Consider the following 26,789-nt stretch of genomic DNA (forward strand, 5'->3'; position numbering starts at 1 on the left):
GTCTCGACCAGTCGCCGCGCGCGGTCCGGCAACGCGCACACCCGTACCCGTGTGGCGAGTGTCCGCGACTGCGCGCCGCGTCCCAGCGGCGGTTCGATGTCCCGCGTGACCGGCACATGGGCAAAAGCGCCCGCGCTTCACGGATCCCTGATTCTCGCGGGTTCTGGTCGCGATCGACGATTCTGCGACACGACCCGGGTCTTGCCGCAAGCCCCCCGGTGCGCTATACGTTGAAACTGGCAAGGGGGATTTTTTCCCTTCCGTCCGCCCCTGCGGACGGCCCCCCTTTCTCGCGAAGTGGCCGCGCGCCGTGGCGAGCACGACGTCGGCCCAACACCGCTCCACCACCCAGCGTCGGGCCCAGCCCCGAACGGTGCTGGGAGCGGCGGCGGGCGATCAGCGGGCAGGATCCCCGGGCACGCGCCACGTGGCGGGGCCGACCGCGCACGCGAGTGTCGGCGACCACGGTGAACAGACTCGTCGGAGATGGGGGCGGCCGGGTGCGGTCCCCTCTCTCACAGGATCCGGGTGAGGTAGTCGCCGAAGCCCCCGCGTGCGCGCGAGTCCACCCGCGCGGACGTCAGCACGGAGAGATCGCGGGACCGGTGCACCCGATATCCTCCGATCTCCAACGCGGCCACCAGTGCATGGTCCTCGGAACAGGGGAGAGGTGGGAAGCCGCCGACGGCGCAGTAGGCCGACGCCCGGACACCGAGGTTGGCCCCGTGGACATGGGGGTGGCCTGTCCCCTCGCCCCGCTGGTAGAGGTGGGCGAAGCACTGGGCGGAACCAGGGGCGCGGGGAGACCAGTCCGGCACGTCGATGGTCCCCACCATGGCGTCGTATTCGCGGGCGAGTCGCAGTTGTCCGGATATCCAGTTCTCGGGGACAAGCGTGTCCGCGTCGGTCGCGGCCAGCCACAGCGTGTCCCGGGCCAAGCCGTGTGCCAACCGCAAGGCATACCTCGCCCCTTCACGGCGAGCGTTGCCCACGTTGCGGTGGCATGTGGAGACCACGTGTGCGCCCGCCGAGCGGGCGATCGACGCGGTCCGGTCCGTGCAGGCATCCGCGACGACGACCACATGCCGCGCGTGCGGAGGCAGGGGGCAGGCGTCCAGTGCCCTGTTCACCGTCCCCAGGCAGTCCCCGAGAAGCCGCTCCTCCTGGTGCGCCGGGACCACCACCGCCACCCCGGCGATCACACCAGCCCCCCGGCCCGGGCAACAGAGGCGGGCCTCGCGCAGCGCCCGGCCTGGTAGACGTCGAGGAGAAAGTCCTCCTCCCGGTGCTCGACCAGCCGTCCCAGCCGGGGGAGTTCCGCTAATGCCCGGTGAGCGTCATCCCCCGAACGCGTGTGCTCGGCAACCGGATGGCGCCAGTGGACGGCAAGAAGCGTTCCCCCTGGCCGGAGCGAACCCCGCGCCAAGTCGAGGACGGTGGCCAAGTCCTGGTCGTCGAAGTAGTAGAGCAGCTCGGACAGGACGACGAGGTCGAACTCGCCCTCCGGCCACTTCTCGGGCACACGCGCCCAGACCACGCGGACGTTCCCGGCGTCGGCCAGCTCCTCCCGCGTCCGTGAGGCGGCCTCAAACGCGCCCTCCCACGCCAGAACCTGATCGCAGCGAAACGAGAGCTCCCTGGTCAACAGCCCGATCGAGCACCCCGGCTCAAACGCGCACGCGTAGCGCTCATGTGGCATTGCAGCCATACTCACGGCGCGTTTGCGCCGCTCGTACCACCGAGTCCGAAACCCCCACGGGTCGTCGCAAACGGCGTACATCGCGTCGAAATAGGCTCTGTCGACCGTCACGCGAACACCACCTCGAAATCACGCGCGAAGTGGGCCAGCATCTCCGGTTCCAGGACGGCCCGGTCCGAGGCTTCCGGACCTATCGGCGATATCTGCGTCTCGAAGCAGAGGATGGCGGCGTCCTTACGGCAGCGGGCGTCTGTGGACAGGCCGAGTCGGCGCGCCCGGGCCCACGGAACGGACGCGTCACCGGGAGACGACCAGTGCCAGGTCCACACCGGGTACGACAGCAGCCGCGTACCGCGCGTCCGCGCGGATGTGGCCGCGGCCCGGCCGACCGTCTCGTGGTCGGGGTGCGGATCCCCTTCCCACGGAGCCACGCACACGTCCGCGTCGCCGCACAGATCGACCAACCGGTCCGCCAGCGCGGTCTCCCACTCGCCCACACCGCTGTCGGGCAGACGCAGCCGCACCACCTCGGCGTCCGCCGCTCCGAGCGCCGCCAAGGCGTGCGCGCGTTCGGCCGCGCGCTTGGCGACGAGCTGGTCCCGCGTGAACGCGGTGCTGCCGGGATGCGATGCCTCACCATCGGTCACCGCGATGATCCGCAGGCGGACGCCGTTCGCGGCGAGGAGTGCGAGCCCGCCGCCGAAGCCGAGCGTCTCGTCGTCGGGATGAGGGGCCACGACCGCCGCCTCACGCACACCGCGCAGGTCCAAGTCGGGGATCCGGCCGAGTTCCGGCCACCGCCTCCACTCCGCCTCGGGCGTCCCGGTGTCGTCGGCAGGGTTCGACGAATGCGAGGAGCGGGTGGTGTCAGTAGTCATTGGCAGCACCCATCCAGGTTCCCGGGGCGACAAGCGTTCCCAGTTCGGAAAGATCCCGCTCAGCATGGTGCTGGCGGATGTACACGCACAGGTCGGCCGTGGCGCGGGCGTAGGCCGCGTCGCCCGCGAGTGGCCCCGCGCCGAGCGCCTCTCCCGTCCGGCGCAAAACACGGGTGCAGGTATCGGCGACGACCGCCCGCACCCGCGCGGCGAGCACGGCGGCGCGGCTTCCGTCCCGCGGATGGTCGTCGATCTCACGCGAAGCGCGGCGCAGCACAGAACCCGCGGCGTACAGCTCCCGGTCCACCGCCCCGAACGCACTGAGCAGGTGGGCATCGGCTTCGACCCGGTCGGCGCGGGCGGCCAGGGGACGCGCGACGGCGAGGGCTCCCCCGAACCAGCAGGCCGCCACGCCCGCCCCGCCGTGGTGGAACCCCGGTCGGCCCACATAGCCGCCAGGCCGTCCGGCCGGTTCGGCGTCGACACCGTCGAAGTGGACCGTCAGCGTGTCACTGGCCGCCATGCCCGCCGACGCCCACGTGCCCGTCCGGGGCTCCGTTTCGTCCGTACGCACCGCGAACAGCCGACGTTCTCCAGCGGCGATGTCGGCGCTGACGAGGGCGTGGGTACAGACGCGGGCGCCGGAGCAGAACGGTTTGGCGCCGTGCAGCCTCCAGTTCCCGCCCGTCTTGTCCGCTATCAGAGGCATTCCGGGGGGATGCGCGGCCCACACGCCCCACACGCTGCCGGGTTCGGCGGGCGGGCCGCCGAGTTCCGACAGGATCGCGATGGCATCGGTGTGCCCTTCGGCCAACCGGGCCAGGGAGAGGTCCTCCTGGGCAAGGTCACGCAAGCGCTCCCAGCGCAGCCAGGTGGAACCGCCCCCGGGAAGGGGCAGATCGAGTCCGCCGGAGGCGATCTCCTCCGTTAACCTGGCGGCGATTCGCCCTGTGTGCCGCTCCGCCTCCCCGAACGTCGGTGGCTCCTGCTCGCACACGTTCCGTCCCACCGTCTCCGGCGCCCGCATCGCACCGCTCCTTCCCCGCCTCTCCGCCTGTCGGAGGCCGACCGTGCCTGACTGCTGCGGCCCGGAACGAAGACCGCCCCGGCGCGTCGCACCGACGCTTTCGGACGCGCCCGTTCCCTCTCGAACCCGAGCGCCCCCAGCCCGGGACGGGTCTCACCCACGAACCGACGACCGGTCCCCTGCGGTTACGGACAGGTCGGCGGGACGCGCCCCCAACCCCGGCGAGATCGGCCCCCACTCCCGTTCGAACCGCTTACGGACCACGCTCACCCCTGCGTCGGATGCGCAATGTATTCACTCTGTTGCCCCAGGTGAGGTTGGGACAAACCCCGAAAAAGACCATGGAACACCCGGTCAGCCGGGTGAGCACCCTCGCGCGGACCAGCGCTTTCCGCGCGAGTGCGTGCCCCGGCTGTCTCAGACCTCCCCACCGATGCGCGCCCAGTGAGCGGCGGAACTGGCGCCACCGAAACCGTCGAGTCCGATAGTCGGTCCACGCGGTAGCGGTAAACGTTCGCCCTCGCTCCGCGACCATGGCAGGCCCAGGGCCAACGGAAGGTGCGTTCCCCATCTGCTGCGCAAGCGAGCCCGCCCTCCTGGAGAACCAAGCACCCGGCCTCTGGTCACATCACACAACCCGCTCCAGAGCGCACTTTCGGGCGTGGTGGATAGCCCAAACGGCTTAGCACGAGGAATCCCGGATGGACAGTGACCGCAATAATGTTGGTCGAGGTCGCATTAAGATAACGAGCTGAGTTGTGGCAGGTCGTTTGCTCAAAGCTCCGCGCACGCGGAGGTGAAATGGATGACCATCGGCGTCGCCTTTCCTCGTCCTCCCGGGCGGGGCATCGCGATGCTTCAGCCCAATAAATGAGGGGCGAAACGGCCCTTCGTACGGCGGCAACACCCGTACTGTTCGCGGTGACGGCGTCCGCGGTCAGACGGTCTCCTCGGCCCCCGCTAGCAGCCGGAGCGCCGACTCGGCGGGCGATCCCGGTTCCGCCACGTAGGTGACCAGCATCTGGCCGGGGTCGGCGGGCATCAGCATCTTCTCGAAGTGGAGCGACAGGTCGCCGACTACCGGGTGTCGCAGGCGGCATTCGCCGTTCATCCTCTCGCGGACCTCCTGGGCCTCCCACATGTCGCGGAAGAGCGGGCTTTCGGCCTTAAGTCCGGTCACCACTCGGCACAGCCGCTGGTCGTCGGGGCGGCGGCCGGTGTCGGCCCGGAGCTTGGCCGCCACCTCGCGCCGCATTTCGTCGAGGTCGAGGTGGAGGGCGGCGACGTCGGGATGCAGGAAGAGCAGCCGGGCCATGTTCGGGTGTGGCTCGGCGATTTCGTCGAGGATGGGCATCAGTCGGCCGGCCATTCGGTTCCATGCGAGCAGGTTCAGGCCGCCGCCGAGTACCAGTGCAGGAACGTCGTCCATGGCGTCGATGAGAGCCCGTACCGGGCCGCGGACGCGCTCGGGCGGCAGGTCCGGCGGCGCGCACGGTCCGTTGGCGGGCCCGGCTGCCCGCCCAGCCCCGCCGGAACGCCGCGCGAACCGCCTCGCCAAATTCTGCAGGTAGTCGCGCTCGACGCGGGTGAGGTGGAGGGCGTCGGAGAGCGCGTCCAGGACCTCATGTGAGACGGCGCCGCTGCGCCCCTGCTCGATGCGGGTGTAGTAGTCGACACTCACGCCCGCGAGCTGCGCGACCTCCTCACGGCGCAGGCCCCGCACCCGGCGCCGGTTATGTCCCTCGGGAAGACCTACGCGGTCCGGTGAGAGCGCGCTCCGGTGCGCCTTGAGGAATCGCCCGATCTCTGCGTGGTCGTGCACCATGACATCAACGTTATCTAGCCTGGTACTGGCAGACCCCGGTTAGAGCGGGCCTGGTCGCCCCGCCCGTCCGCGAGCAGAGTGTTTGGCGGTGCGGACGCCCCACCAGGGGATGGGCGCCGCCGGATACGGAGGAGGCGAACAGATGCAGCGACGCATCCTCGGCGGAACGGGGATCTCCGTCAGCGAGTTCGCACTGGGTGCGATGATGTTGGGCGCCTGGGGCAACACCGATCGCCAGGACTCGATCGCGATGGTGCACGCCGCGATCGACGCGGGTATCAACTTCATCGACACCGCCGACGTGTACTCCGCTGGCGAGTCCGAGGAGATCGTCGGCAAGGCGCTCAAGGGCCGGCGCGACAAGGTCGTCCTGGCGACGAAATTCAACCGGCCGATGGGGCCGGACGCCAATGACGGGGGCAACTCTCGGCGCTGGATCGTCCGCGCCGTGGAGGACAGCCTGCGCCGTCTGGACACCGACTGGATCGACCTCTACCAGGTGCACCGCCCCGATCCGGGCACCGACATCGATGAGACGCTGTCGGCGCTGTCGGACCTGGTCCGGTCGGGCAAAGTCCGGGCGGTCGGGACGTCGACTTTTCCCGCGGAGGAGATCGTCGAGGCGCACTGGATGTCCGAGCGCAGGGGGCACGTGCGGTTCCGCAGCGAACAGCCGCCCTACTCGATCCTGGCGCGCCACATCGAGGCGGACGTGCTGCCCACTGCGCAGAAGTACGGCATGGGTGTGCTGACCTGGAGCCCGCTCAGCGGGGGATGGCTCTCCGGCAAGTACGGCGGCCCGGACGGAGCCGACCCGACAACGGCCCACCGCAGTCCCATGGTGGGCTCGCTGTTCGACACGGCGCTGCCGGAGAACGCGGCGAAGCTGGCGGCGGTGACGGAGCTGAAGAAGACGGCCGCCGAGGCCGGTGTCTCCCTGCCGACCCTGGCGACGGCGTTCGTGCGGAACCACCCTGCGGTGACGTCGGTCATCATCGGTCCCCGCACCCGCGGGCAGCTCGACGGCCTGCTGGAGGGCGTGGACGTGAAGCTCGACGCGTCCGTCCTGGACCGCATCGACGAGATCGTCCCGCCCGGCACCGACGTCAGCCGAGACGAAACCTTTTACACGCCTCCGGCGCTGACTGACCCTGCCCTGCGCCGCCGCTGACAGGCCAGACCGTGCCCGTCAGGTGGCCCGGACAGGGACGAGGGCGCTGGGGGGAGAGGCGGCTGAGACGGCGGCGATCTTCGTAGACCGGAGTGACGTGGAGGTTGTTGCCGATGACGTGCTCCCCGCCCGCGCGCCCTCCGCCTGCACTGCCCCGGAAGGCGCGCGGGGTCCGGATTACTCGAAGGGCGACCGCCACACCAGCGGGGCGGGGGCCTTTTCTGGGGTGACGCAGACGAGTGTGAGGCAGCCGCAGGTCGCGCTGTAGATGGCGCGACCGCTCAGGGTCTGCCCGCCGCGGGCGATCGGTGCTTCGTGGGACTCGGCCCAGGCCTCTAGGCCGGCCATGTCGGAGACCTCGCGGATCTCGCGGTAGGTGGCCATCACGACTCCACCCCCGCCGCTTGACCGAGGAGCCGCGTCGCTTCGGCCTTCGTGAGGCCGCATTCCTGGACCAGGGCGCGGTGGGCCTCGTCGTAGGGAGAGCGCAGGCGCACGATCCGCCCGCCGAGCCCGCGAACGGTGAAGCGCAGCATTGATGAGAGGCCGGGGTCGTAGGTGACGGAGAAGTCGCCCCACACGACCCGGTTCGCCGTGGAAGTCATCGGCTGACCTCCACGGCGCGCACCGTGGTTGTTTCGGCGAACTGGCGGAAACGGCGGTCTTCTGTGGCGCGCTGGGCTTCGAGCGCCGTGATGTACGGGCGGATCCGTCGGCTCTGCCTAGATGGCAGTATGGACATGTCTCACTCCTCATACGAGTGGGGCCGCACCCCGGGAGTCCTGGCCGACTCGCCGGGGTCTTCTGTTGCCGTAGCAAAGTGACCACGGTATACCGCAGTCTACCGCGGTCGCACGGTATATCGCAGTGTTCTAGCGTCCGGGGGATGAGCGAGGATCTTGACCGGACACGGCCTATCTGGAGACAGGTGGCGTCCGTAATCGTGGCGCGAATAGCCGATGGAACATATCCCATCGGCGCCAAGGTGCCCTCTGTCGTGGACCTCTCCACTGAATTCGGTATCGCAGCCTCCACCGCCCAGAAGGCACTGGCCTACCTCAAGGCAGAGGGACTCGTCCGGCCAGAGGTCGGCCTCGGCTCGTTCGTCGCGAAGAAGCCGGACACCGACGGGGCCGATAGCTGCAACGGCAGCGATTGATCAGCGCTTCCGGAGGACCAGGAGCAGATTCCAGGTGACGATTTCGCGCAGTCCCGGGATATGGACGATGGGCTTCATCCAGGTGGGCAGGTAGCGCGGCAGGATGTCGACGACGTCGACGTCGGTGCGGGTCTTGACCCAGGTGAGCATTTGGGCGGCCGAGGCCGCGAACATGGTGGAGCCGAAGTCGTTCTTGGGGCGGCGGCCGTGTTTTCTGGTGAAACGTTCGGCCGCGTAGCGGCCGCCGAGGTAGTGCCAGGGGGAGGTCTCGTGGCCGCCCCAGGGGGAGAGCCACAGGGTGTAGGAGAGGTAGACGAGCCCGCCGGGGCGGGTCACGCGGACCATCTCCTCGGCCATGCGTTCTGGCTGGGGGACGTGTTCCAGGACGTTGGAGGAGAAGCAGATGTCCACCGAGCCGGTGCGCATAGGCATGTCGAGGGCGCTGCCGAGAACGGCCGTGTCAGGGATATGGCCGTCGCGCAGTCGGAGTTCGTCGACGTCAGCGTCGACGCAGACGCAGTGGGCGCCTGCCGCGCGGAGTTCGTCGGAGAAGTAGCCGGGGCCGCCGCCGATGTCGACGACGACGGCTCCGTCGAGCGGTGTGTAGCTGCGGAGCTGGGCGACGGTGTCGCGGGCCAGGGTGCCGTAGAAGTGGTCGGGGTCGGTCTGTTCCTTGCGGAAGGCCGAGAACAGTGCGACCGAGCGGCCGAGAGTGGCGCGGAACGGGGTGGCGGGTGAGTGGCCGGGGGCACCTGTCAGGCCCGTGTTGCTCATGGGGTGGCTCCTGGCGCTGACTCGGAGGGGCCGTCTGTTTCCTGCTTATCCGTTGGCGTGCCCTCCGCGGCGGGTCCTGACGCGTCGTCCTGCGCGACCGTGATGAAGTGGCGGAGGTGCTGCCAGTGGTCGCCGCCCCAGTACTCGTCCGAGGCGACGATGCGGGCGCCGCCCGGGGCCAGGAGCGATGCCAGGTCGTCCGGGGTCAGGGTGTGCATCCGCATGGGGGCGGGGTAGCGCAGGATGACGCGCTGGGCGACGCGGATCAGCGGCCACGGGAGGTATTTGAACACCAGGCCCTTGAAGGTGCGCCGTTCGCGTGCTGGGATACCGATGACCATGGCCCCGCCCGGCCGGATCACGCGGCAGAACTCGCGCAGGTAGCCCTCTGCCAGGTCCGAGGGGAGGTGCTGCAGCACGAGGTCGGTGTAGACGAGGTCGAACGCGTTGTCCGGAAACGCCCGCAGGTCGGTCGTGTCGTTTAGGCGGAACTCGATCCGGCCGCCGCTGCGGTCCAGGCGGCGCGCCTCCGCCAGCATGGGCTCGGAGATGTCGACGCCGACGACCGATGTGAAGTGCGCTGCGAGCGCGTTGGAGAGGCGTCCCGCGCCGCACCCGAAGTCCAGGGCGCGGCCTCCCGCGGGCCGGATGCCGAGTTCCTCAAGGCGCCGCATGGCACCATCGATCTCCGCGGCACCCGAAGCCAGAAACTCGTCGTCGTCCCAGCCGCCGCCGCGCTTGGACGGGTCGACGCACACCGCCCACAGCGGCTCGGTCGACCCGAGCCGGGTCCAGTCCTCACGCACCTCGTCGAGGCCCACGATCCCACCCCCTGGCGGTATCCCTCACCCGGGGGTGAACCCGGTTCTTGTTCTGACTATTCCGCCACAATGGAGCTGCGGCGACACTCACGGCGGCATGTGAAACTTGTTATATTGTGACATCACTTTGAGTGGTGTCGTCAAATGGCCCGGCACCGACCCCCTGGGAAGTGAGAGCTCATGCCTGGTCCCGAAGGCACGAGGCAGGAGGCCGATGGCCACGGCCTCAACGGTGGCGACCCCATTCCGGACGTTACCTCGGCCCCCTCGACGCCTGCCCAAGCCGATGCCGCTACGTCCAGTGACGGACGCAGCGACCAGACACTGGTGCGCCGGGCCATCGCCGCGGCCGACCACGGCATGCGCGATCCTCTCGTGGTGCTCGGCGGCGTACTGGTCCTCGCCGCCATCGCGCTCAAAATCTACGTGCTGCGCTCCGCCTACTTCGTCGAGGACGACTTCCTCTTCTTCGGGAACGCCGCCGCCAGCAACCTCACCCCGGACTATCTGACCAGTCTGCACAAAGGCCACCTGATGCCCGGGGCGATGCTGCTCGCCTACATTCAGACCGCCATCGCGCCCTACGACTGGGGCCTGGCCGCAGGCATCATGGCCGCCTTCCAGGCGGGCGCGTCGGCCGCCGTCTTCCGGCTGCTGTGGGTGCTCTTCGGCCGCCGCTGGGCCATCCTCGCCCCGCTCTCCGTCTACCTCTTCGCCCCGCTGACGATGCCGGTCCTGGCCTGGTGGTCCGCCGCGCTCAACGCCGTGCCGTTCCAGCTGGCCATGGCGCTGTCGCTGCTGTGGATGGTGCGCTACCTGCGGACCGGCGACCCCCGGTACGGCTGGATGACCGCGGGCGCCGTCGTGCTCGGCATGGCCTTCTCCGTCAAGGCGATGTTCCTGCCGCCGCTGCTGTTCGTCGTGGCCGCGGCATTCCTGGTACGCGGGAGGTTCCCCAAAGCCTTCGCCGCGACCCTGGAACGCGACATGCCCTTCTGGGTCGGCATGGCCGCGCTGTCCGTGGGACACGGCCTGCTCTACCTCGCCAAGCAGGACACCGCCCAGGGCGAGGGCGCCGGGCTGCCCAAGCTCGACACCGCCGTGACAGCGGCGCGACGGCTGCTCGGCGAGACGTTCCCGGCCGGAACGGTCGGCGGACCCTTCGAATGGGGGCCGGTCACCCCGGCCGGTGGCCTGCTCAACCCGTCCGCGCCCGTGGTCATCGGCGCGTGGGCCGTCTTGGCCCTGGTCATCGTCGTCAGCCTGCTCGTGCGCCGCCGCTCGTGGCGCGCTTGGGCGATCGTGCTCGGCTATCTGCTGGTCGTCGACATCATCCCGACCCTCATCGCCCGCGGCCGCTACGAGGACGCCATCGGCTTTGACCCCCGCTACGTCGCCGACGCCGCGCTGGTGTTCGCTCTCTGCCTCGCCTTCGCCTACATGCCCACGCGGGAGGAGGACCCGGGTGCGGACGGCACCGGACGCGGTGCCCACGCGGGCCGGGCGGACGGCACCACCGCCTTCCGGTGGACGCCGCCGCCCAAGCGCGCCCGCGACGTCACCATCGCCGCCACCATGGCCTTCATCCTCGCCGCCGGGTACTCGACCTACGCCTTCGCCGACACCCTCAGCGGCAACCGGGTGCGCTGGTACCTGGACACCGTGCGCGCCCAGATGTCGGAGATACCGAAGGAGGCGGGCGTCTATCCGCGTCCGGTGCCCGCGGACATCGTGCTGCCATGGAACGGACCGCGCCGACTGAGCTCGCACGTCCTGAGCCCGCTCGCCGACGAGGGGGTCGCCGAGCGGCTCCGCGACCCCGGCCCCGCGGACACCGCACTCGTGTTCAACGACGCCGGATACCTCGTCCCCGCCAAACCCAAGGACGACAGCGCCTTCTTCGGCAAGCCGGACGACGAGAAGTGCATGTCCACCCTCGAAGGACAGGTGATGTGGCAGGTCGAGTCGTTCGGCGGGCCGACGATGATCCTCGCGATCAACTACAAAGCCGAGACCTCGACGCGCATCGGCGTCGTTCTCGGCGACGCGTGGATCGACACCGAGCTGCCCGCTGCCCCCAAGGGCGGCATGTGGTACGTCCCCGTTTCCGGGGCGGGCAACAAACTGCTGCTGCACACAAGGAAGGACGAGCTGTGCATGCAGTGGGTGACCTTCGGAGAGCTGGAGCCGCAGACCGACGGCAATCCTTGGGCGCGGCAGGACGCGGATGAGGACGGCGGCGACGGCGCGAAGGACGAGGGCAGCGGGGACAAGACGAAGAAGGACGAGGACGACGGCGAGGACGGACGGTAAGGGCGACGCGTAGTCCAGCTCGGCGCGGGACGGAGGGGTCCGAGTCGTGACCGCGGCCCCGCCCGCGCTCCGGGTCCGGCTCCTCCGGCCGCCGCCGGTCAACCGGTGGCGGCCGCCCGGTCCGCCTTCCGCCGTCCGCCCCCGGGGCCGACCGCGTTGTACCAGCGGCGGCTGGGTCCCTCCACCCACCGGTACGTGGCGGCCGCGCACAGGATCGTTCCCAGGGTGACGGGAACGATGTCGAACCAGAAGGACCCCGAGAAGATCTCCTGGCCCGTGAAGCCGCGCCACAGGTACAGGACCACGAACTGCCACAGGAAGATCCCGTAGGAGATCTTGCCGAGGTAGACGCTCACGGGGTGGGCCAGCAGCGTCCGCAGCCAGGCGCCATCGCTCCAGCGCGAGCGCGGGGCGGGGGCGGCGCCGTCGGTGCTCTCGGGGGCCGTGTCGTGCCGCGGCATCAGTGCCACCGGCGCGATGAGGAAGAACGCGAAGGCCATCGAGGCGGTCGTGTTGAACCAGCCGACCCACAGGCCGTCCACGCCGACGAACCGGGGGCCGGCGGCCGGCGTGCAGAGCAGCAGGTAGACGATTGCCGCGAGCGCCCAGCACAGCGTCGCCGCGCGCGGGACGGTGCGGCAGAAGCGGCGCACCGGGCCGTCGGGGCCGGACTCACGCCAGGCCCACTCCGACACCACCGCGAGCCCCATCCCGACGGCGAACATCCCGAGCGTGCGCGGCAGCCAGGAGTGCATGTAGGGGCGCGGCTCCGGATAGAACTGCGGGAAGAACGCCAGCAGGCTCAGGACCACCAGCGCGGCCAGCCCGATGAGCAGGCGCTTGGCCCGGGCGTCCACGATGGAGGCGGAGGGGGCGCCGCTGGTGTCCGCCGCGCCGCGTCCGTTGCGCCTTCCGCCCGGTCCGCCGCGCGCGGCATAGCGCGCCAGCAGGAACGCGATCACCGGAAGCAGCAGGTAGTAGGAGACCTCCACGCACAGGCTCCACATCTGGCCAAGGCCGTAGGGGCCCGTCCCCACCCACCAGGGATCGAGGTCGTAGGTGAAAGTCAGCGTCATCACCTCGACCCACGCGCTCACCGACCCGAGCCGGTTGTCCGACCAGAGCAGCAGCGCCGTGACCGCCACGATCCAGTAGGCGGGGAGCACCCGCAGGGCGCGCCTCCACAGGTACGGGAGGGCCGCTGGGCGCGGCGTGCCGTCGAGGGCGGCACGCGCCCACGGCCGGTACAGCAGCAGTCCCGACAGAGCGAAGAACAGCGGGACACCGTACTGCCCGCCGGACAGCAGAGCGCCGAAGACACCGGGGTGGAGCGCCGCACCGGTCTCGATCGCGACGTGGAACACCAGCACCATCAGGGCGGCGATGGCACGGATGCCGTCGAGCCCGGTGAGATGCCCTCTGACCTGGGGAAGAAATCGCACGTCGGGTCTGGCTTGGGTGGCAGGGGCGGTGGTGCCCCTGCCGTTGCCGGTCCCGAAGTCGGCCGCGGGCGGGTTTCCAACCGCGGCCCCATTCGCTTCGGGCGGTGCTGTCACAGGCCGGCCTCCTCCACATGCCGTCGGCTGGCGGGTGTGGGCGCGTGGCGCGAGCGCCGAGCTCTAGTCGGGGGGTGCCTTGGGGCAGGTCACCGACCCCGTGGCAGACTAGAACATGTTATAAAAATTCAGACACGCCCTGGTGACGTTGCACGCCATGGAGAAGTACTCTACCCGAAAATGAAGCAAGTTCCAGATCCGCTTAACTCTGCCCGGGAGAACTCATGCGTCGTACCGCCGCAGTCGTCTGCATTGCGCTCGGGGTCTTCTGTCTGGTCTTGGCCCCGCTGCTGCGGTTCTGGGTCGCCGGCGCCGCGATGAAGGCCCCCCTCGACCAGTACAGCGAGACGGTCAACCGGGATGACGACGCCACCTACTTCAGCGCCAAGGACCTGAAACTGGTCGAGCACGCCGAGGTGGAGGCCTACACCACCGTCCGCGGCGACGTGGCCGCCAGCGACGACGACACCGCCGTCTGGGACCAGTTCACCTGGGTCAAGGACGTCGACCGGGACTTCGCGTTCCTGTCCAACACACGCCGTGTCGGCCACGACCGCGTTACCGGCGAGGCGGTCGACTGCTGCGACGCCTCGGTCAACGAGGAGCCGGTCAAGCAGAAGGGGCAGGCGTTCAAATTCCCCTTCCTGACCGAGAAGAAGGACTACGAGTTCTTCGACACCGCCACCAAGCAGACCCTCCCCATCAAATTCGCGGGTGAAGAGACCCTCGACGTCGATGGCCAGAAGGTCGACACCTACAAGTTCACGCAGAAGATCGAGCCGACCAAGATCGAGGAGCGCACCCTGCCCAAGTCCCTCCTGGGGATGAAGGGCGATGGCGACGCCACCACCGACGTGATGTACAACGTCACCCGCACCTACTGGATCGAACCCACCACCGGCGCCCCGATCGACCTGCGCGAACAGCAGCACCGCGGCGCCTTCGTCGACGGCGAGGAGAAGCTGGTCCTCTTCGACGGCGACATGCGCTTCACCGACGAGACCAAGAAGTCCAACCTCGAAACCGCGTCCGAGGGAGCCGACCTGATCCCGCTCGTTCGCACCACCCTGCCGCTGGCGCTGCTCATCGTCGGCGTGGTGCTGATCGCCCTCGGCGGCGTCCTGCTCGTCGGATCCCGGACCTCGGCCCACGGCCGGCACTGAACAGCTGGTGACCGCATGGGCGAATCGCTGTCCCGCCCCCCGGCCCCGGCATTGACGCACCCCGCGTCGACGCCGGGGCCGGGGGCACGCGCGGTTGGCCTTCTCCGGACCGCTCGGCCCAAGCAGTGGCTGAAGAACCTCCTGGTCCTCGCCGCTCCCGGAACGGCCGGGACGCTCACCGACCCGGGCGTTCTCGGCTGGACCGCTCTGACCTTCGTGCTGTTCTGCTTCGCCGCGAGCGGCACCTACCTCCTCAACGACGCCCGCGACGTCCACCACGACCGGCTGCACGCGCGCAAGCGGAACCGCCCGGTCGCCTCAGGCGTCGTCCCGGTCCCGCTCGCCGTCGGCTCGGGCGCCGCCCTGGTGGCCTTCGCGCTGATCGCTGCCATCGCCAGCGGCAACCCGCCCCTGCTCGGGGTGCTCCTCGGGTACCTCGCCCTCACCACCGCCTACACGCTGTGGCTGAAGGACATCACCGTCGTCGACATCGCCGCCGTCGCCGGGTGCCACGTGCTGCGCGCCGTCGCCGGAGGCGTGGTCATCGGCGTCCCGATCACGGGCTGGTTCATCATCGTGGTGTCGCTGGCCGCGCTCCTGGTGGTGGCCGGTAAGCGGGAGGCGGAGCTCCGAAGCCCCGGCAGTGCGGGCGCCCGCGCGTCCCTCAACGGGTACTCCCGGAGCTACCTGGTGCAGATCCGCACCATGGCGTCGGCCGCCGTGATCGTCACCTACTGCCTGTGGGCTCTGGAGGGCGGCGCCGCCCACCAGCCCAACGGCTTCCACGCGGCGAGCATCATCCCCTTCTTCGTGTTCGTGCTCCGCTATCACCAGCTGGTCGACCGCGGTGTCGGCGAGGAGCCCGAGGAGATCGCCCTGCGCGACCGCCCACTCCAGCTCTGCCTGCTGGCGCTCGTGGGGCTGATCGGCTTCGGGATCTACGCGTGAACCGCCGCCTGCTCACCGGCTGGGGCCGCACGGCGCCCAGCCTCGCGACGGTCGCGCGTCCGCGCACCGCCGAGGAGGCGGCGCTGCTCCTGCGCCGAGCAGGAGCCGAGGGTGTGCCGAACGGGCACGGCACGTCGGGCGCCTCGGGAGCGGCGGGGCGCGGAGCGATCCCGCGCGGCCTGGGCCGCAGCTACGGCGACGCCGCGCAGAGCGCCGGGGGCCTGGTGATCGAGTGCGCCGACCTCGCGCCCGGCCTGCGGCTGGACCCGGGGGCCGGCACCGCGACCGCCTCGGCGGGGACCAGCCTCGCCGACCTCATGGAGCACCTGCTGCCGCACGGCTACTTCGTGCCGGTGACCCCCGGGACGCGGCACGTCACCGTGGGGGGAGCGATCGGCGCCGACATCCACGGCAAGAACCACCACGTGGACTCCTCCTTCGGTGCGCACGTGCGCTCCTTGACCCTCGTCACCCCCGACGGTGCCGAGCGCGTCATCGGCCCGGCCGAAGACCCGGAGCTGTTCTGGGCGACGGTGGGCGGCATGGGCCTGACCGGGATCATCACCGAGGCGACGTTCGACGTCATCGGAGTGGAGACGTCCTCTGTGCGGGTCGACACCGACCGCACGCCGGACCTGGACACCGCGCTGGCGTTGATGAGCGCGTCCGACGACCGGTACCACTACACGGTCTGCTGGATCGACCTGCTGGCCCGCGGTGCCTCCATGGGCCGCGGCGTCCTCACCCGCGCCCACCACGCCCGCGTCGCCGACCTGCCCTCCCGTCGGCGCCGCGACCCCCTGCGCTACGCCCCTCGGACGGTGGCCGGGGCACCGCCCTGGGTGCCTCCGCGGCTGCTCAACGCGTGGAGCGTACGGGCGTTCAACACCGCCTACTACGCCCGCGCGCCCCGCTGCGGCCGCGACGAGATCCAGGGCCTGGGGTCGTTCTTCCACCTCTTGGACGCCGTGCGCGGCTGGAACCGCCTGTACGGGCCCCACGGTCTGGTGCAGTACCAGTTCGTGGTGCCGTTCGGCGAGGAGGCCACCCTGCGCCGGATCGCCGAGCGGTTGGCGTCGGCCGGTGCTCCGTCCTTCCTCACCGTGCTGAAGCGCTTCGGCCCGGGCACCCCCGCGCCGCTGTCCTTCCCCATGCCCGGCTGGACCCTGGCCCTCGACCTGCCCGCCGAACTCCCCGGCCTGGCACGCCTGCTGCGCGCGTGCGACGAGCTGGTCCTCTCCGCGGGCGGACGCATCTACCTGGCCAAGGACAGCCGGGCCGAAGCGTTGGCGGTACACGCGATGTACCCGCGCCTCGACGAGTGGCGCGCGGTCCGCGAGCGCGTCGACCCGCGTGGGGTTCTCGTCTCCGACCTGTCCCGCAGGTTGGAGCTGTGATGCCGCCGCTTCCCTCCTCGGCGGCGGGAAAGGCACCGAAGGCGCCGCCGGTGGGGTGAGGCGTCCGACCAGGGCGCCTCCGTGCGGGCCGAGCGCCGCTCCGCGGTGGTGTGCGGGTCGTCGAGGGCGGCGACGAGCCCCGCGTGCCGCTGCTCCGGCGGTCGCTTCCGAGCCGGGCCGACCGGGCCGCTTCGGGGCGGGCGGCGCGGACTCAAGCGGGCTCAAGGAGCGGGAACCTGGGTCAGGAGCGGAGGGATGGCCGCGGTATCAGTCCCACCGGTCGTCGCATTCGAAGGTGCGGCGGTGGAGGGGGCTGCGGCGCGCCGTCGCGCTCCAGACGAACGTGACGGCGACGGCCGCGGTCAGGATCAGCGGCACGGACAGTTCCACCACGTCGACCGGGACGGTGCTCGCGAGCAGGGCAGTGACGACGACGATCCCGGCCATCCAGGAGGAACACGGACCGAACGCCCGGTGGACGTGGTACCAGGCGTCGTCCCCGCCATCGGGCTGGGCCGCGCGGGGGGCGCCCCCGTCGGCCGAGCCGTCTCTTCGTCGTCGCTCCGTGTGGAGGATGGCGAGGGCGACCGCGGTCAGTGCGGCGCCGGTCAGGCAGATGGCGACGACCGAGGTCAATGCGGCACAGCTGAAGCAGACGACAGAGAACGCGACCACGTAGGCCTCCTGTTATTCGGTTGTTCCACCATTTTCCGTCGGACCTGGATGCCCCGTTCACCCCTACCCGGAGTAAGCGACCCCAGTCCTGTCGTGAGCGGTTGTCGATATTGCGCTCGGGCAATTGCGTCGATGACCTGGAGCGCTCGGGGGAACGCTCCCCGTACGGAGCCGCAGCCCGCATCCCCCGCGCCTGGCCACCGCGTCTGCGGCGACGAGGGGGGAGCAGGCGGCGCGCCCTGGAGCGCGCCAAGCCGGGGGCGCACCAGGTCGGGACCGGCGCCGTCCTATCCGCCGCCCGGTCGCGGTCCGCCAGGGACCTCGCTGATACGCGGTTTCCCCGGCCAACCCTTTCCCTGGGGCGGCGCCGTTTGGGAAGCTACGTCCAAGATCTCGGTCGAGGAGGGGGTCGCATGCGCAACGCGGTGGGGACGGTGGACTCGGTCCTCCTCCTGGGTGGACGGAGCGAGATCGGGCTGACCGTCGTCGAACGCCTGGTCCGCGACGGCGCGCGCAGGGTCGTCCTGGCGGCCCGCCCCGCCCGCGGCGGCGAGGGCCACGGCGGGGACGCGGGCACCGGCCAGGCACGGGACCGGGGAGGTGCGGAGGAGACCGCCGAGCGGTTCCTCGCGCTGGGCGCCAGCGCCGTCCACACGATCGACTTCGACGCCGCCCGGCCCGACACCCACGCCGACGTGGTCGACGAGGCGGTGAAGCTGGTCGGCGACCTCGACGTCGTCATCGACGCGTTCGGCGTCCTCGGCGAGCAGGCCGTCTTCGACACCGACCCGGTGGCCGCCGCCGACGCCGCCACCGCCAACTTCACCGGACACGTCTCCGCCGGCATCGCCGTGGCCGCGCGGCTCAAGGAACAGGGCCACGGGACCATCGTGGTCATCTCCTCGGTGGCCGGGGTCCGGGTACGCCGCGCCAACTACGTCTACGGCGCGGCCAAGGCCGGTCTGGACGGCTTCGCCCAGGGGCTCGGCGACGCTCTGCACGGCACCGGCGCCCGCGTGATGGTCGTCCGCCCCGGCTACGTGCCCACGAGGATGTCCGCCCACGTCCCCTCCGCGCCCTTCCCGGCGACGGCCCGCCAGGTCGCCGAGGCGGTCGCCGACGGCCTGCGCAAGGGGTCCGCCGTCGTCTGGGTGCCGCGCAAGCTGCGGCTGGTGTTCGCCGGTCTGCGCGTGCTGCCGCGGCCGGTGTGGCGGCGGCTGGCGCGCTAGGCGGCGCCCGCCGGAGAGCCGAATGTCCCGGCGCCAACCGGAAAATCGCCAGACAACGTATCTAGAACACGTTTCAATTCCGTGTTTCCATAACCGCATGCGAACCCGTGCGACCGAGATGTTCGGCATCGACCTCCCGATCTTCGCCTTCAGCCACTGCCGTGACGTCGTCGCCGCCGTGAGCAGGGCCGGAGGCATGGGGGTGCTCGGTGCGCTCTACTTCACCCCCGAGGAACTAGAACGCGAACTCACCTGGATCGACGCGCATGCGGGCGGCCGGCCCTACGGCGTCGATGTCGTTATGCCCGCCGCCTACGCCGGGGACGACCTCGCTCCGGCCGACGGCCAGGGGCTGCGGGACCGGCTCGCGGAGTTCATCCCCGACCGTCACCGGCGCTTCGTCAACGAACTGCTCGCCCAGCACGGCGTCCCCGAGATCACCCACGAGGACACCGCGCACTTCCTGCTCGGATGGACCGACGCCACCGCGCGGCCGCAGGTCGAGGTCGCGCTCCGCCACCCCATCGGCCTCCTGGCCAACGCCCTCGGCGCGCCGCCCGCCGACGTGGTGGAGCAGGCGCACGGCCGCGGCGTCCCCGTCGCCGGGATCGCCGGAAGCGTGCGCCACGCGCGCAAGCAGCGCGAGGTGGGCGTGGACATCATCGTCGCCCAGGGCACCGAAGCCGGCGGTCACACCGGGGATGTGGCCACGATGGTCCTGGTCCCCGAGATCGTCGACGAGGTCGCCCCGGCACCGGTGCTCGCGGCGGGCGGTATCGGCCGCGGTCGGCAGATGGCCGCGGGCATGGCACTGGGAGCCGAGGGGGTGTGGACCGGATCGGTCTGGCTGGCCACGGAGGAGGCCGACACCCCGCCCGGCGCCCTGGAACAGATCCTCGGCGCCACCTCCCGCGACACCGTCCGGTCGCGGTCCATGACGGGCAAGCCCGCGCGCATGCTCCGCAACGACTGGACCGACGCGTGGGAGGGCGCGGACTCCCCCGGAACACTGCCCATGCCCCTGCAGTTCATGCTGATCGCCGACGCGCTGCGCCGGGTCAGCCGGGTGCGTCACCCTTCGCTCACGCCCTCGCCCGTCGGCCAGATCGTGGGCACTCTGAACCGGGTGAAGTCCACCTCTCAGGTCGTCTACGAGTTCATGGAGGAGTTCGGCGACACCCTGGAGCGGCTGAACACGGTGGTGGCCGACGAGCGGGTGGGGGACCACTGACGTTCCGTTGGATCCCGGGGAAACGGGGTCGCGCGGGCGGTCGCGACCCCGGTGTGTCCGGGATTAACGGAGAAGGGCGAGACGGAGCGGCGTGCGGCCCTCGCGTCCGGCACTGGCGGCAGGGGGTGTGACGCCCAGGGCTGGTTCAGCCCGCCTTCTGTTCCGGAGCCAGCTCCTGGCCCGGGGCGGGGACCCGGATGTCGGTGCCGGGCACCTCGGTGGTGACGAGGTCGTGCGGCACCGGGCAGCCCTGCGGGAAGGTGCCGATGCGGTTGACATCGTAGCCGCGCGGGTAGCTGCGGATGTTCGGGCTGTCCTTCTCCTGGAAGGGTTCCACGCGCGGCGGCATGAAGCGGACGACCTTGGCCCGCGCCCGCAGCCCCGCGCGGGCGGCGAAGCGCCAGAACCGCGAGGGCGCGGGGTAGCGGAACGCGGTGATCAGGCGCTCGTCCAGCAGCGCCATGCTGAAGGGGCGGATGATGGGGCGCTGCCACGGCGGATAGAAGTCGACCATCAGGTCGAGGGTGGCGTCGGATACGGCGCGCCCGCCCTCGGAGTAGGCGAAGTTCTCCCGCTCGTAGGAGTCGAAGAGATCGTAGAACTCGGCGTAGGTCGCGGGGATGTCCTTGATCGCCATGTGCTTGCCGAGCATGCGGTAGTAGTTGGTCCCGGCGGCGATCTCGTGCTCGGTCAGCTTCCGCCACCCGTAGCCGAGGTCGTTGAGCCAGATCACCGGCATGACCACGAACGTGCTCAGCACGTAGCGGTAGTCGTCGTTGCTGATGTCGAAGGAGCGGTGCATCTGGTTCATCCGACGCAGCGCGTCGCGCCCCTCGCCCGGCTCGAAGCCGTGGTGCAGCATCGCGCCGAGCAGCAGCGCGGTGTCGTCGTAGCGGTACTGGGTGCGGGTGGTGAATTCGCGGGTGCGGTCGAGCAGACCGCCGATGCTGGGGACAGCGTAGGTGCGGTACAGGGCCAGCCCCAGGGCCTGGGTGATGTCCCATGGAAACTCATGCCAGGCGAGGATCTGGGTGATCCGCCGACAGTCGGCTTCCGCGTCCAGCCGGTGGATCTCGTCGTACCAGTCGTACCGTTTCATGCGAACTCTTCCGATTCCGCCGTTGTTGTGGGGGAGAGGTGGTGGAGCGCACGGAAAATGCGATCCACCCCTCATCACCGCAAGAGTAGGACGGCGGAAAACCCTACGGCTACGCGGGTGTGGCCCCTGGGGAAAAACGGCCGCTACACCGAGCCGTGCGAGGTGGGAGGTCCTACACCGACACAGCCATGCTCTCGGCGACGTGCCGCACGAGCGCCAGCAGGACCTCCTTGCTCGATTCGCGCTCGCGCACGTCGCACAGGACGACGGGGATGCCGGAGGGGAGGTTGAGCGCGGTGGCGACCTCGTCGACGTCGTAGCGGTGCGCCCCCTCGAAGCAGTTGACCGCGATCACGAACGGCAGCCCGCGCCGCTCGAAGAAGTCGACCGCGGCGAAGCAGGTCTCCAGCCGCCGGGTGTCGGCGATGACCACCGCCCCCAGCGCACCGAGCGCCAGCTCCTCCCACATGAACCAGAAGCGCTCCTGGCCCGGGGTGCCGAACAGGTACAGCACGAGCTGGTCGGAGATGGTGATCCGGCCGAAGTCGAGCGCGACCGTGGTGGTGGTCTTCTCCTCCACCCCGGCGAGGTCGTCCACACCGAGGCTCGCCTCGGTCATCACCTCCTCGGTGTTCAGGGGGGTCACCTCGCTGACCGAACCGACGAGGGTGGTCTTACCGGCTCCGAAACCGCCTGCGACGAGGATCTTGATCGCGGAGGGGATGTGGTCCGCGGCGCGGTCAGAGTCGTTGGATGCCATCAAGTACCGCCTGGAGTATGTCCCGGCTGACCGGGCTCTCGGTTGTGTAGGGGGCGCGGGCCAGGACGTAGCCCCGGCCGATGAGGTCGCCGATCAGAACCTTGGTCACCGCGATCGGAAGGGCCAGGTGCGAGGACACCTCCGCCACCGACTGCGGGCGGCGGCAGAATTCCAGGATCCGCACCTGCTCGGGTTCGAGGGACATCTCGTCCACCTCGGCCCGGGCCGCGATGACCACGCTGACCATGTCCAACTGGACGGTGTCGGAGCGCTGCCGCCCCTGCGCGATGACATAAGGGCGCACCAACGGACCAGCCGCGTCCGCCTCGTGCTCCTCACTGTGATCTGACATGGCTCACCTCCGCCTCAACCGGTGGCATTCTCGGCGGCTCCGCCGACAGCCGGCGTTCCGCTGGCGGCACCTTCCTCGCGGGGAGCGGCGTTGAGGAACCGCCCCGCCTGCTCCACGAGGACGTTCATTTCGTAGGCGATGAGGCCGACGTCGGATCCCTCATCGGCGATGACCGCGAGGCAGGCGCCGCTCCCGGCGCCGGTGACGAAGAGATAGGCGTGCTCCATCTCCACGACGGTCTGCAACACCTGTCCGCCGCCGAACTGTCGGCCGGTGCCGCGGGCCAGGCTCTGGAACGCCGAGGCCACGGCGGAGAGCTGCTCGGCGTCGTCCTTGCTCAGCTCCTGGGAGCGGCCGATCAGCAGGCCGTCGGCGGAGAGGACGATGGCGTACTTGGCACCCGCGGCCCGTTCGACGAGCTCGTCCAGTAGCCAGTTCAGGTCCATTGCGGCATTGTTGGTCAAGATCGGGAGTCCTTCTCGCTCTCGCTGTCGTTCTGGCGCTGTTTCGCCTCAAGCCGACCTCGTTCGGTGCCCTGCTGGAATGCGGCCATGTTGCGGCGCAGGCGCGCCGAGCGGTCCGCATCCTGCTGTGCGGAGCTGGCAGGGGCGGGGGTCGCCTCGGGTTCCTCGGAGAGCTGCGGGGCCAGATTCACCTGGGGGGTGCGGCGGGGCAGCGCCGGGCGTCCGTCCTTCGACGTGGCCGATCCCTCCTCAGAAGCCGTGGGCGTGTCGGTCGGTGCCGAGGCGTCGGCCGGAGCGGGGGATACCGGTGACGCATCGTCGGGGGTCGCCTCCCGGCGACGCGGCAGTGCGGGGGGCTTGGGGCGATCCTGCGAGTGCTGGCGCAGGTCGTCGGCGCCCTTCCACACGCCGGGGCGCGGCTCGCGCCGGGGCAGCGCCGGGCGCGGGCCGGTGTCGGACGGAGAAGGAGAGGACGAGGGCGGGGTCGGGGTGCTCGCCAGCACATCGCCGGTGAGCGTGCCCGGCGCCAGTGTGGGATCCTTCTGCTTCGTGCCGTTCGAGATGGTGGCCGGCCCACGGGCCGAGGGGCCCGGCGCCGTGTCCGGCCCGGCGCCGGTGTCGTCGCCCGACGTTCCGCTGCCGTCGGTGCCGTCGGTGCCGTCCCCGTCAGCGCGTTCCTCCCGCGCGGAGATGATCCGCTGCTCCCCGGTGTTCTCGACCCCCTGGGGCAGGGCGAGCGGGTCTCCGGCGATGACGGCCGTGGGCAGCAGGACGATCGCCTGCACACCCCCGTAGGGCGACGAACGCAGCTGGACCTTGATGTCGTGGCGGTGCGCCAGGCGCGAGACGACGAACAGGCCCAGGCGCATCTTCTCGTTGAGCCGCATGACGTCGAACTCCGGCGGGTGGGCCAGCAGCTCGTTGGCGGCCTCGAACTCGTCCTCGCGCATGCCGAGGCCGCGGTCTTCGATCTCGACCACCACGCCGTTGGGCACCTGGTCGCTGCTGAGGCGGACCTGGGTGTGCGGCGGGGAGAAGGTGGTGGCGTTGTCGACCAGCTCGGCGACGAGGTGGATGACGTCGGCGACGGCCGGGCCCTTGAGCTGGACCCGCGCGATGTGCTGCCGTTCCACGCGGGTGTAGTCGCCGGACTCCGAGATCGCGCCGCGCAGCACGTCGATCAGAGGCATCGGCCGGTGCCAGGTACGGCCCGGGGTCTCGCCGCCGAGGATCAGCAGGTTCTCGGCGTTGCGCCGGGAGCGCGTGGCCAGGTGGTCCAGCTTGAACAGCTCGGTGAGGTGCTCCGGGTCCTCCTGCTCGTGCTCCATCTTGTCGAGCAGGCGAAGCTGCCGGTGGACCAGCGTCTGGCTGCGGTGCGCGATGTTGAGGAACACCCGGTTGATGCCCTCGCGCAGCTCGGCCTGGCGCACCGCGGCCTGGACGGCGGTGCGCTGGGCGGTGTCGAACGAGTTGGCGACCTGCCCGATCTCGTCGTTTTCCTGGTGCGAGATCAGGTCGGGCAGCTCGGAGTCGAGGTCCACGGGTTCGTGCCGACTGAGCCGGTCCATGATGGTGGGCAGCTTGACCTCGGAGAGGTCGCGTGTGTCGTCGCGCAGCCGGTTGAGCCGCTGGATCAGGTTCTCCGCGGCCCGGCGGGCGTAGCCGAACGCCAGGATCGACAGCACGGCGATGCCGATGCTGCCCGCGACGGCGTACATGATGGCCCGAACCGCCACGTCCTCCTGGATCTCCGATGTCTGGAGGGACTGCTCGGCGCCGATGTCGGTGAGGGTCGACTTCACCGGGTCATAGGCGGCGTGCCACTCCTCGGCGTCCACCGGCATGGACAGGTCCTGGCGGGACTCACCGGTGATCGGGTCCGTCGTGGTGCCGATCGGACGGTCGGAGATCGTGTTCTCCAGCTTCTCCAGCCGCGCCCACTCGTCGCTTCCGCGCAGATCCTTCAGCTTCTGACTGGTATCGGGCCCGTAGTACTCGTGAAGCGCGTCGATCATGCCGCGATAGGAGCCGACGAGACGGGTGAACTCCACCTGGTCCGCCCGGGACAGCTGGCCGGTGGCCAGGCCGCGGGCGAGCTGGGCGTCGGCCCGCCCGAGGGTGTCGACGACACGGAAGGTGTAGACGGCGGTCATGCCCGGGCCGATGGTCTCGGCGGCGTGCCCGGCGCGCCCGACCTCCTCGAACAGGTCGGCCCCGGCCTCGGAGAGGTCGTTGTAGTAGTTCAGGACCGACTTGCGCGAGCCCTCACCGTTCTTCACGTCGTCGTCGACGTGGGCGCGGAAGTCCTCGATCTCGGAGAACTGCTCGTCGAGGTCGTGGAGGCGCTGCTGGACGGGCTCGGGTGAGTAGGGCAGGACGTCCTTGAACTTGTCAAGGAAGGTGCTCATGTGCTCGTCGGAGGTCGCGCGCGCTTTGCGCAGAGCTTCGCGCTGCCCGTCCGGGTCCTCCAGGAAGGCGATGGTGGCCGAGCGCTCGTCCATGACCGCCGTGAGCGCGACCGCCGACGGGGTCAGCAGCTCCCGGTTCCCTTGGACGAGGGCGTACTGAAGCACGGCGCTGTAGCCGAGATAGCCGGTCACCACCAGCCACAGGGCGATGAGAGCCGCCGTGGGGGCCAGGACGATCTTGCGGAGGCGAGTGCCGATGCCGTGGACTCGCTGTTCTTTTGCTGCCTGCACTGCTCTCCTATGGCCCGGAGACGGGCGCACCGGACCGGGGACACTCGTCGTCTGTCGGGGATGTACCGCGCGACGGCACCGGGGATCAGGGGTGCGCCGGTGAAAAAACCATTGCTCTAGGGGTCGGCGTGGGGATCGTATCTCGCCCGAGATCAACTGTTTGCGTGGTGGTTGCGTTATGCAGTCGGTTAGTAACCAGTGCGTCGCGGTGGGACTTTGGTCCTAACCAGGGCGTTCGCCCTGAGTATGCGTGTGCGTGTGGGTGTGGAGTGGTTCGCGGGACAGCAGAAGGATTATCAAAAAGTTACCGAAGGGGATGCCTGTGGGGCCGTTTGTCCGGTCTGTTGGGCGCTGCGGCGGTTACCGTGGGATCCACGTTTTCGCTGCGCAATGAGGCCGCGGCCGTTAGCCTGAGGTACTTATGGCAGGGATTTTCGCGGGTGATCCCACAGTGGCGGCGGTCGTGTTCCCGGGGGCCGCGCTGGGCATCCTTTTGGGTACCGCGCTGTTCTTCGCGCGCCACCATCAGCGCTATGGGCCGATGCGCGGCTGGCCCGGGCAGGTCGGCCTCATCACGGTGCTGGTCGGCGTTGGCGTGGCGGCCTACGCCGTCTACCCGCTGCCGCGCGGCGTCGATGGCCTGTGCGCTATCAGCGGCGGCGCCGCCCCGCGGTTCGGCCCGCTGGCCGTGCTCCAGACGGCGCCCCTGGCGTGGCCCTCCGCCGCGCATATCGCGCTCGCCGCCGGTGTCTACGCGGCCGTCGGCCTGCTCGCCCGCTACCGCTACCGGCGCGGTGCGGTGTTCGCCGGCGCGCTCGGGCTCCTGCTCGCCCTGCTGATCGAGGCGGTGCAGTTGACCGGGGTGCTCGGGCTCTATCCGTGCGCGTACCGGGTCGCGGCCGTCGACGACGTCGTCCTCGGCGGACTGGGAGCGCTCGCCGGATGGCTGGTCGGCACCGCCGCGGTTCGCTGGCTGCCGCGTCCCTGGCCCGGCGCGATGGCCGACATGATGCCGCCCGCGATCTCCCGCCGCCTCCTGGGCCACGGGCTCGATCTGGGGCTGTGGTGGTCCGGCGCGGGCACGCTGGCCGCCCTGGCGGTGGCCGTCGGCGCGGTTCCGCGGCATGCGGGCGCCGCGGCGATGGACATCGCCCTCATCGCGCTGGCGGTCCTTCTCGGGCTGGTCGTGCCACTGCTGCGGCGCGACCGCTGCACGCCCGGCCGCGCCTCCGTCCACCTCGCGCTCGCGGCTCTTGGCCGTCCCCTGCCGGCCGAGCGGTGGCGGGTGCTGCTGCGCTCGGCGCTGCTCTACACGCCCGTCACCGTGATGTTCGTGCTCGACCTCCCGTGGTGGGCGCTGGCGGTGGCGGCCCTGCACGGCCTCCCGGCCATGGCCCGCCGCGACCAGACGGGCCTGTCCGACCTGGTGGCCGGGGTGCGGGTGGTCACTCGCGGCGCCGTCTCCGGCGGGCTGCCCAGGAAGCTGGTGCGCTACTCCGCTCCGCTCGCGCAGGGCCACGACCACGCACCGCAGGCCGTGGACTGACCG

Annotated in this window: 26 protein-coding genes; 9 read left to right on the forward strand and 17 right to left on the reverse strand. The window is 70.4% G+C overall.

The genetic code is table 11. From position 1 onward, the window contains the following. Positions 1–515: 515 nt before the first annotated feature. The 5 genes from ABD259_RS13235 to ABD259_RS13255 form a co-directional block, all read right to left on the reverse strand. Positions 516–1,202 carry a glycosyltransferase family 2 protein gene (locus ABD259_RS13235; RefSeq protein WP_344101947.1) on the reverse strand — a complete coding sequence of 229 codons (687 nt, stop codon included), beginning with the start codon at positions 1,200–1,202 and terminating at the stop codon, positions 516–518. Next, positions 1,199–1,810 (reverse strand): class I SAM-dependent methyltransferase, encoded by a 612-nt coding sequence (locus tag ABD259_RS13240; protein ID WP_344101946.1) that lies wholly within the window; start codon positions 1,808–1,810, stop codon positions 1,199–1,201. Before ABD259_RS13240 ends, ABD259_RS13235 begins: the two co-directional genes overlap by 4 nt. Continuing rightward, entirely contained in the window at positions 1,807–2,577 is a 771-nt protein-coding gene (locus ABD259_RS13245) for a PIG-L deacetylase family protein (RefSeq protein ID WP_344101944.1), read from the reverse strand. The genes ABD259_RS13240 and ABD259_RS13245 overlap by 4 nt, the downstream gene beginning before the upstream one ends. Beyond that, positions 2,567–3,604 (reverse strand): acyl-CoA dehydrogenase family protein, encoded by a 1,038-nt coding sequence (locus ABD259_RS13250; RefSeq protein ID WP_344101942.1) that lies wholly within the window; start codon positions 3,602–3,604, stop codon positions 2,567–2,569. Before ABD259_RS13250 ends, ABD259_RS13245 begins: the two co-directional genes overlap by 11 nt. Positions 3,605–4,541: 937 nt before the next feature. Continuing rightward, entirely contained in the window at positions 4,542–5,429 is an 888-nt protein-coding gene (locus ABD259_RS13255) for a helix-turn-helix transcriptional regulator (RefSeq protein ID WP_344162566.1), read from the reverse strand. 142 nt (positions 5,430–5,571) lie between these two features. Between ABD259_RS13255 and ABD259_RS13260 the strand changes: the two genes are divergently transcribed. Then, positions 5,572–6,600, forward strand: coding sequence for an aldo/keto reductase (locus tag ABD259_RS13260; RefSeq protein ID WP_344101937.1), 1,029 nt, complete (start codon positions 5,572–5,574; stop codon positions 6,598–6,600). Positions 6,601–6,777: 177 nt separating this feature from the next. Here ABD259_RS13260 and ABD259_RS13265 read toward each other — a convergent pair whose 3' ends face one another. Genes ABD259_RS13265 through ABD259_RS13275 form a run of 3 tightly spaced genes read right to left on the reverse strand, consistent with a single transcriptional unit; the run spans position 6,778 to position 7,342 of the window. Then, on the reverse strand, positions 6,778–6,984 hold the full coding sequence (locus ABD259_RS13265) for a hypothetical protein (protein WP_344101935.1): 207 nt from the start codon (positions 6,982–6,984) through the stop codon (positions 6,778–6,780). Continuing rightward, the gene (locus ABD259_RS13270; RefSeq protein WP_344101933.1) at positions 6,984–7,205 is read right to left on the reverse strand and encodes a hypothetical protein; all 222 of its coding nucleotides are present in this window, start codon (positions 7,203–7,205) and stop codon (positions 6,984–6,986) included. Before ABD259_RS13270 ends, ABD259_RS13265 begins: the two co-directional genes overlap by 1 nt. Further along, complete coding sequence (locus ABD259_RS13275; protein WP_344101930.1) at positions 7,202–7,342, reverse strand: hypothetical protein; 141 nt, start codon at positions 7,340–7,342, stop codon at positions 7,202–7,204. The genes ABD259_RS13270 and ABD259_RS13275 overlap by 4 nt, the downstream gene beginning before the upstream one ends. A 144-nt stretch (positions 7,343–7,486) precedes the next feature. Here ABD259_RS13275 and ABD259_RS13280 point away from each other — a divergent pair, with 144 nt between their 5' ends. Beyond that, complete coding sequence (locus ABD259_RS13280) at positions 7,487–7,759, forward strand: GntR family transcriptional regulator (protein WP_344101928.1); 273 nt, start codon at positions 7,487–7,489, stop codon at positions 7,757–7,759. Here the strand turns inward: ABD259_RS13280 and ABD259_RS13285 are convergent, their stop codons facing one another. Together ABD259_RS13285 and ABD259_RS13290 are read right to left on the reverse strand one after the other, a co-directional pair. Next, the gene (locus tag ABD259_RS13285) at positions 7,760–8,533 is read right to left on the reverse strand and encodes a class I SAM-dependent methyltransferase (RefSeq protein ID WP_344101926.1); all 774 of its coding nucleotides are present in this window, start codon (positions 8,531–8,533) and stop codon (positions 7,760–7,762) included. Next, entirely contained in the window at positions 8,530–9,354 is an 825-nt protein-coding gene (locus ABD259_RS13290; protein ID WP_344162568.1) for a class I SAM-dependent methyltransferase, read from the reverse strand. Before ABD259_RS13290 ends, ABD259_RS13285 begins: the two co-directional genes overlap by 4 nt. 180 nt (positions 9,355–9,534) lie before the next feature. Here ABD259_RS13290 and ABD259_RS13295 point away from each other — a divergent pair, with 180 nt between their 5' ends. Next, positions 9,535–11,667 carry a hypothetical protein gene (locus tag ABD259_RS13295; protein ID WP_344162570.1) on the forward strand — a complete coding sequence of 711 codons (2,133 nt, stop codon included), beginning with the start codon at positions 9,535–9,537 and terminating at the stop codon, positions 11,665–11,667. A 98-nt stretch (positions 11,668–11,765) separates the two neighbouring features. Here the strand turns inward: ABD259_RS13295 and ABD259_RS13300 are convergent, their stop codons facing one another. Beyond that, entirely contained in the window at positions 11,766–13,109 is a 1,344-nt protein-coding gene (locus ABD259_RS13300) for an acyltransferase family protein (RefSeq protein WP_344102238.1), read from the reverse strand. Positions 13,110–13,447: 338 nt separating this feature from the next. Between ABD259_RS13300 and pgfA the strand changes: the two genes are divergently transcribed. The 3 genes from pgfA to dprE1 are packed head-to-tail and all read left to right on the forward strand — an operon-like array spanning position 13,448 to position 16,731. Next, complete coding sequence (gene pgfA / locus ABD259_RS13305; protein WP_344101919.1) at positions 13,448–14,386, forward strand: cell envelope lipid trafficking protein PgfA; 939 nt, start codon at positions 13,448–13,450, stop codon at positions 14,384–14,386. A 15-nt stretch (positions 14,387–14,401) separates the two neighbouring features. Then, positions 14,402–15,334 (forward strand): decaprenyl-phosphate phosphoribosyltransferase, encoded by a 933-nt coding sequence (locus ABD259_RS13310; RefSeq protein WP_344101917.1) that lies wholly within the window; start codon positions 14,402–14,404, stop codon positions 15,332–15,334. Next, positions 15,331–16,731: an FAD-binding oxidoreductase gene (gene dprE1, locus ABD259_RS13315; protein WP_344162572.1), complete on the forward strand. Its 1,401-nt coding sequence runs from the start codon at positions 15,331–15,333 to the stop codon at positions 16,729–16,731. Before ABD259_RS13310 ends, dprE1 begins: the two co-directional genes overlap by 4 nt. Before the next feature lie 267 nt (positions 16,732–16,998). Here dprE1 and ABD259_RS13320 read toward each other — a convergent pair whose 3' ends face one another. Continuing rightward, complete coding sequence (locus tag ABD259_RS13320; protein WP_344101912.1) at positions 16,999–17,406, reverse strand: hypothetical protein; 408 nt, start codon at positions 17,404–17,406, stop codon at positions 16,999–17,001. Between the two features lie 413 nt (positions 17,407–17,819). Between ABD259_RS13320 and dprE2 the strand changes: the two genes are divergently transcribed. Continuing rightward, positions 17,820–18,635 (forward strand): decaprenylphospho-beta-D-erythro-pentofuranosid-2-ulose 2-reductase, encoded by an 816-nt coding sequence (gene dprE2 / locus ABD259_RS13325; protein ID WP_344101910.1) that lies wholly within the window; start codon positions 17,820–17,822, stop codon positions 18,633–18,635. Between the two features lie 97 nt (positions 18,636–18,732). Next, the gene (locus ABD259_RS13330; RefSeq protein WP_344101908.1) at positions 18,733–19,866 is read left to right on the forward strand and encodes an NAD(P)H-dependent flavin oxidoreductase; all 1,134 of its coding nucleotides are present in this window, start codon (positions 18,733–18,735) and stop codon (positions 19,864–19,866) included. Between the two features lie 145 nt (positions 19,867–20,011). Here ABD259_RS13330 and ABD259_RS13335 read toward each other — a convergent pair whose 3' ends face one another. The 5 genes from ABD259_RS13335 to ABD259_RS13355 all read right to left on the reverse strand — a co-directional run bounded on the left by ABD259_RS13335 (position 20,012) and on the right by ABD259_RS13355 (position 25,240). Continuing rightward, positions 20,012–20,965, reverse strand: coding sequence for an oxygenase MpaB family protein (locus ABD259_RS13335; protein WP_344101906.1), 954 nt, complete (start codon positions 20,963–20,965; stop codon positions 20,012–20,014). 172 nt (positions 20,966–21,137) lie between these two features. Further along, positions 21,138–21,725: a GTP-binding protein gene (locus ABD259_RS13340; protein ID WP_344101904.1), complete on the reverse strand. Its 588-nt coding sequence runs from the start codon at positions 21,723–21,725 to the stop codon at positions 21,138–21,140. Beyond that, positions 21,706–22,077, reverse strand: a complete 372-nt coding sequence (locus ABD259_RS13345) for a DUF742 domain-containing protein (protein ID WP_344101902.1) — start codon at positions 22,075–22,077, stop codon at positions 21,706–21,708. The genes ABD259_RS13340 and ABD259_RS13345 overlap by 20 nt, the downstream gene beginning before the upstream one ends. Positions 22,078–22,091: 14 nt before the next feature. Continuing rightward, the gene (locus ABD259_RS13350) at positions 22,092–22,523 is read right to left on the reverse strand and encodes a roadblock/LC7 domain-containing protein (RefSeq protein WP_344102236.1); all 432 of its coding nucleotides are present in this window, start codon (positions 22,521–22,523) and stop codon (positions 22,092–22,094) included. Positions 22,524–22,537: 14 nt separating this feature from the next. Continuing rightward, a complete protein-coding gene (locus ABD259_RS13355; RefSeq protein WP_344162575.1) occupies positions 22,538–25,240 on the reverse strand; it encodes a sensor histidine kinase in 2,703 nt (900 codons plus the stop codon). Between the two features lie 421 nt (positions 25,241–25,661). Between ABD259_RS13355 and ABD259_RS13360 the strand changes: the two genes are divergently transcribed. Beyond that, positions 25,662–26,786 carry a hypothetical protein gene (locus ABD259_RS13360; RefSeq protein ID WP_344162577.1) on the forward strand — a complete coding sequence of 375 codons (1,125 nt, stop codon included), beginning with the start codon at positions 25,662–25,664 and terminating at the stop codon, positions 26,784–26,786. The last annotated feature ends 3 nt before the right edge of the window (positions 26,787–26,789 follow it).

This window comes from Nocardiopsis rhodophaea, assembly GCF_039530945.1.
Taxonomy (GTDB): domain Bacteria; phylum Actinomycetota; class Actinomycetes; order Streptosporangiales; family Streptosporangiaceae; genus Nocardiopsis_C; species Nocardiopsis_C rhodophaea.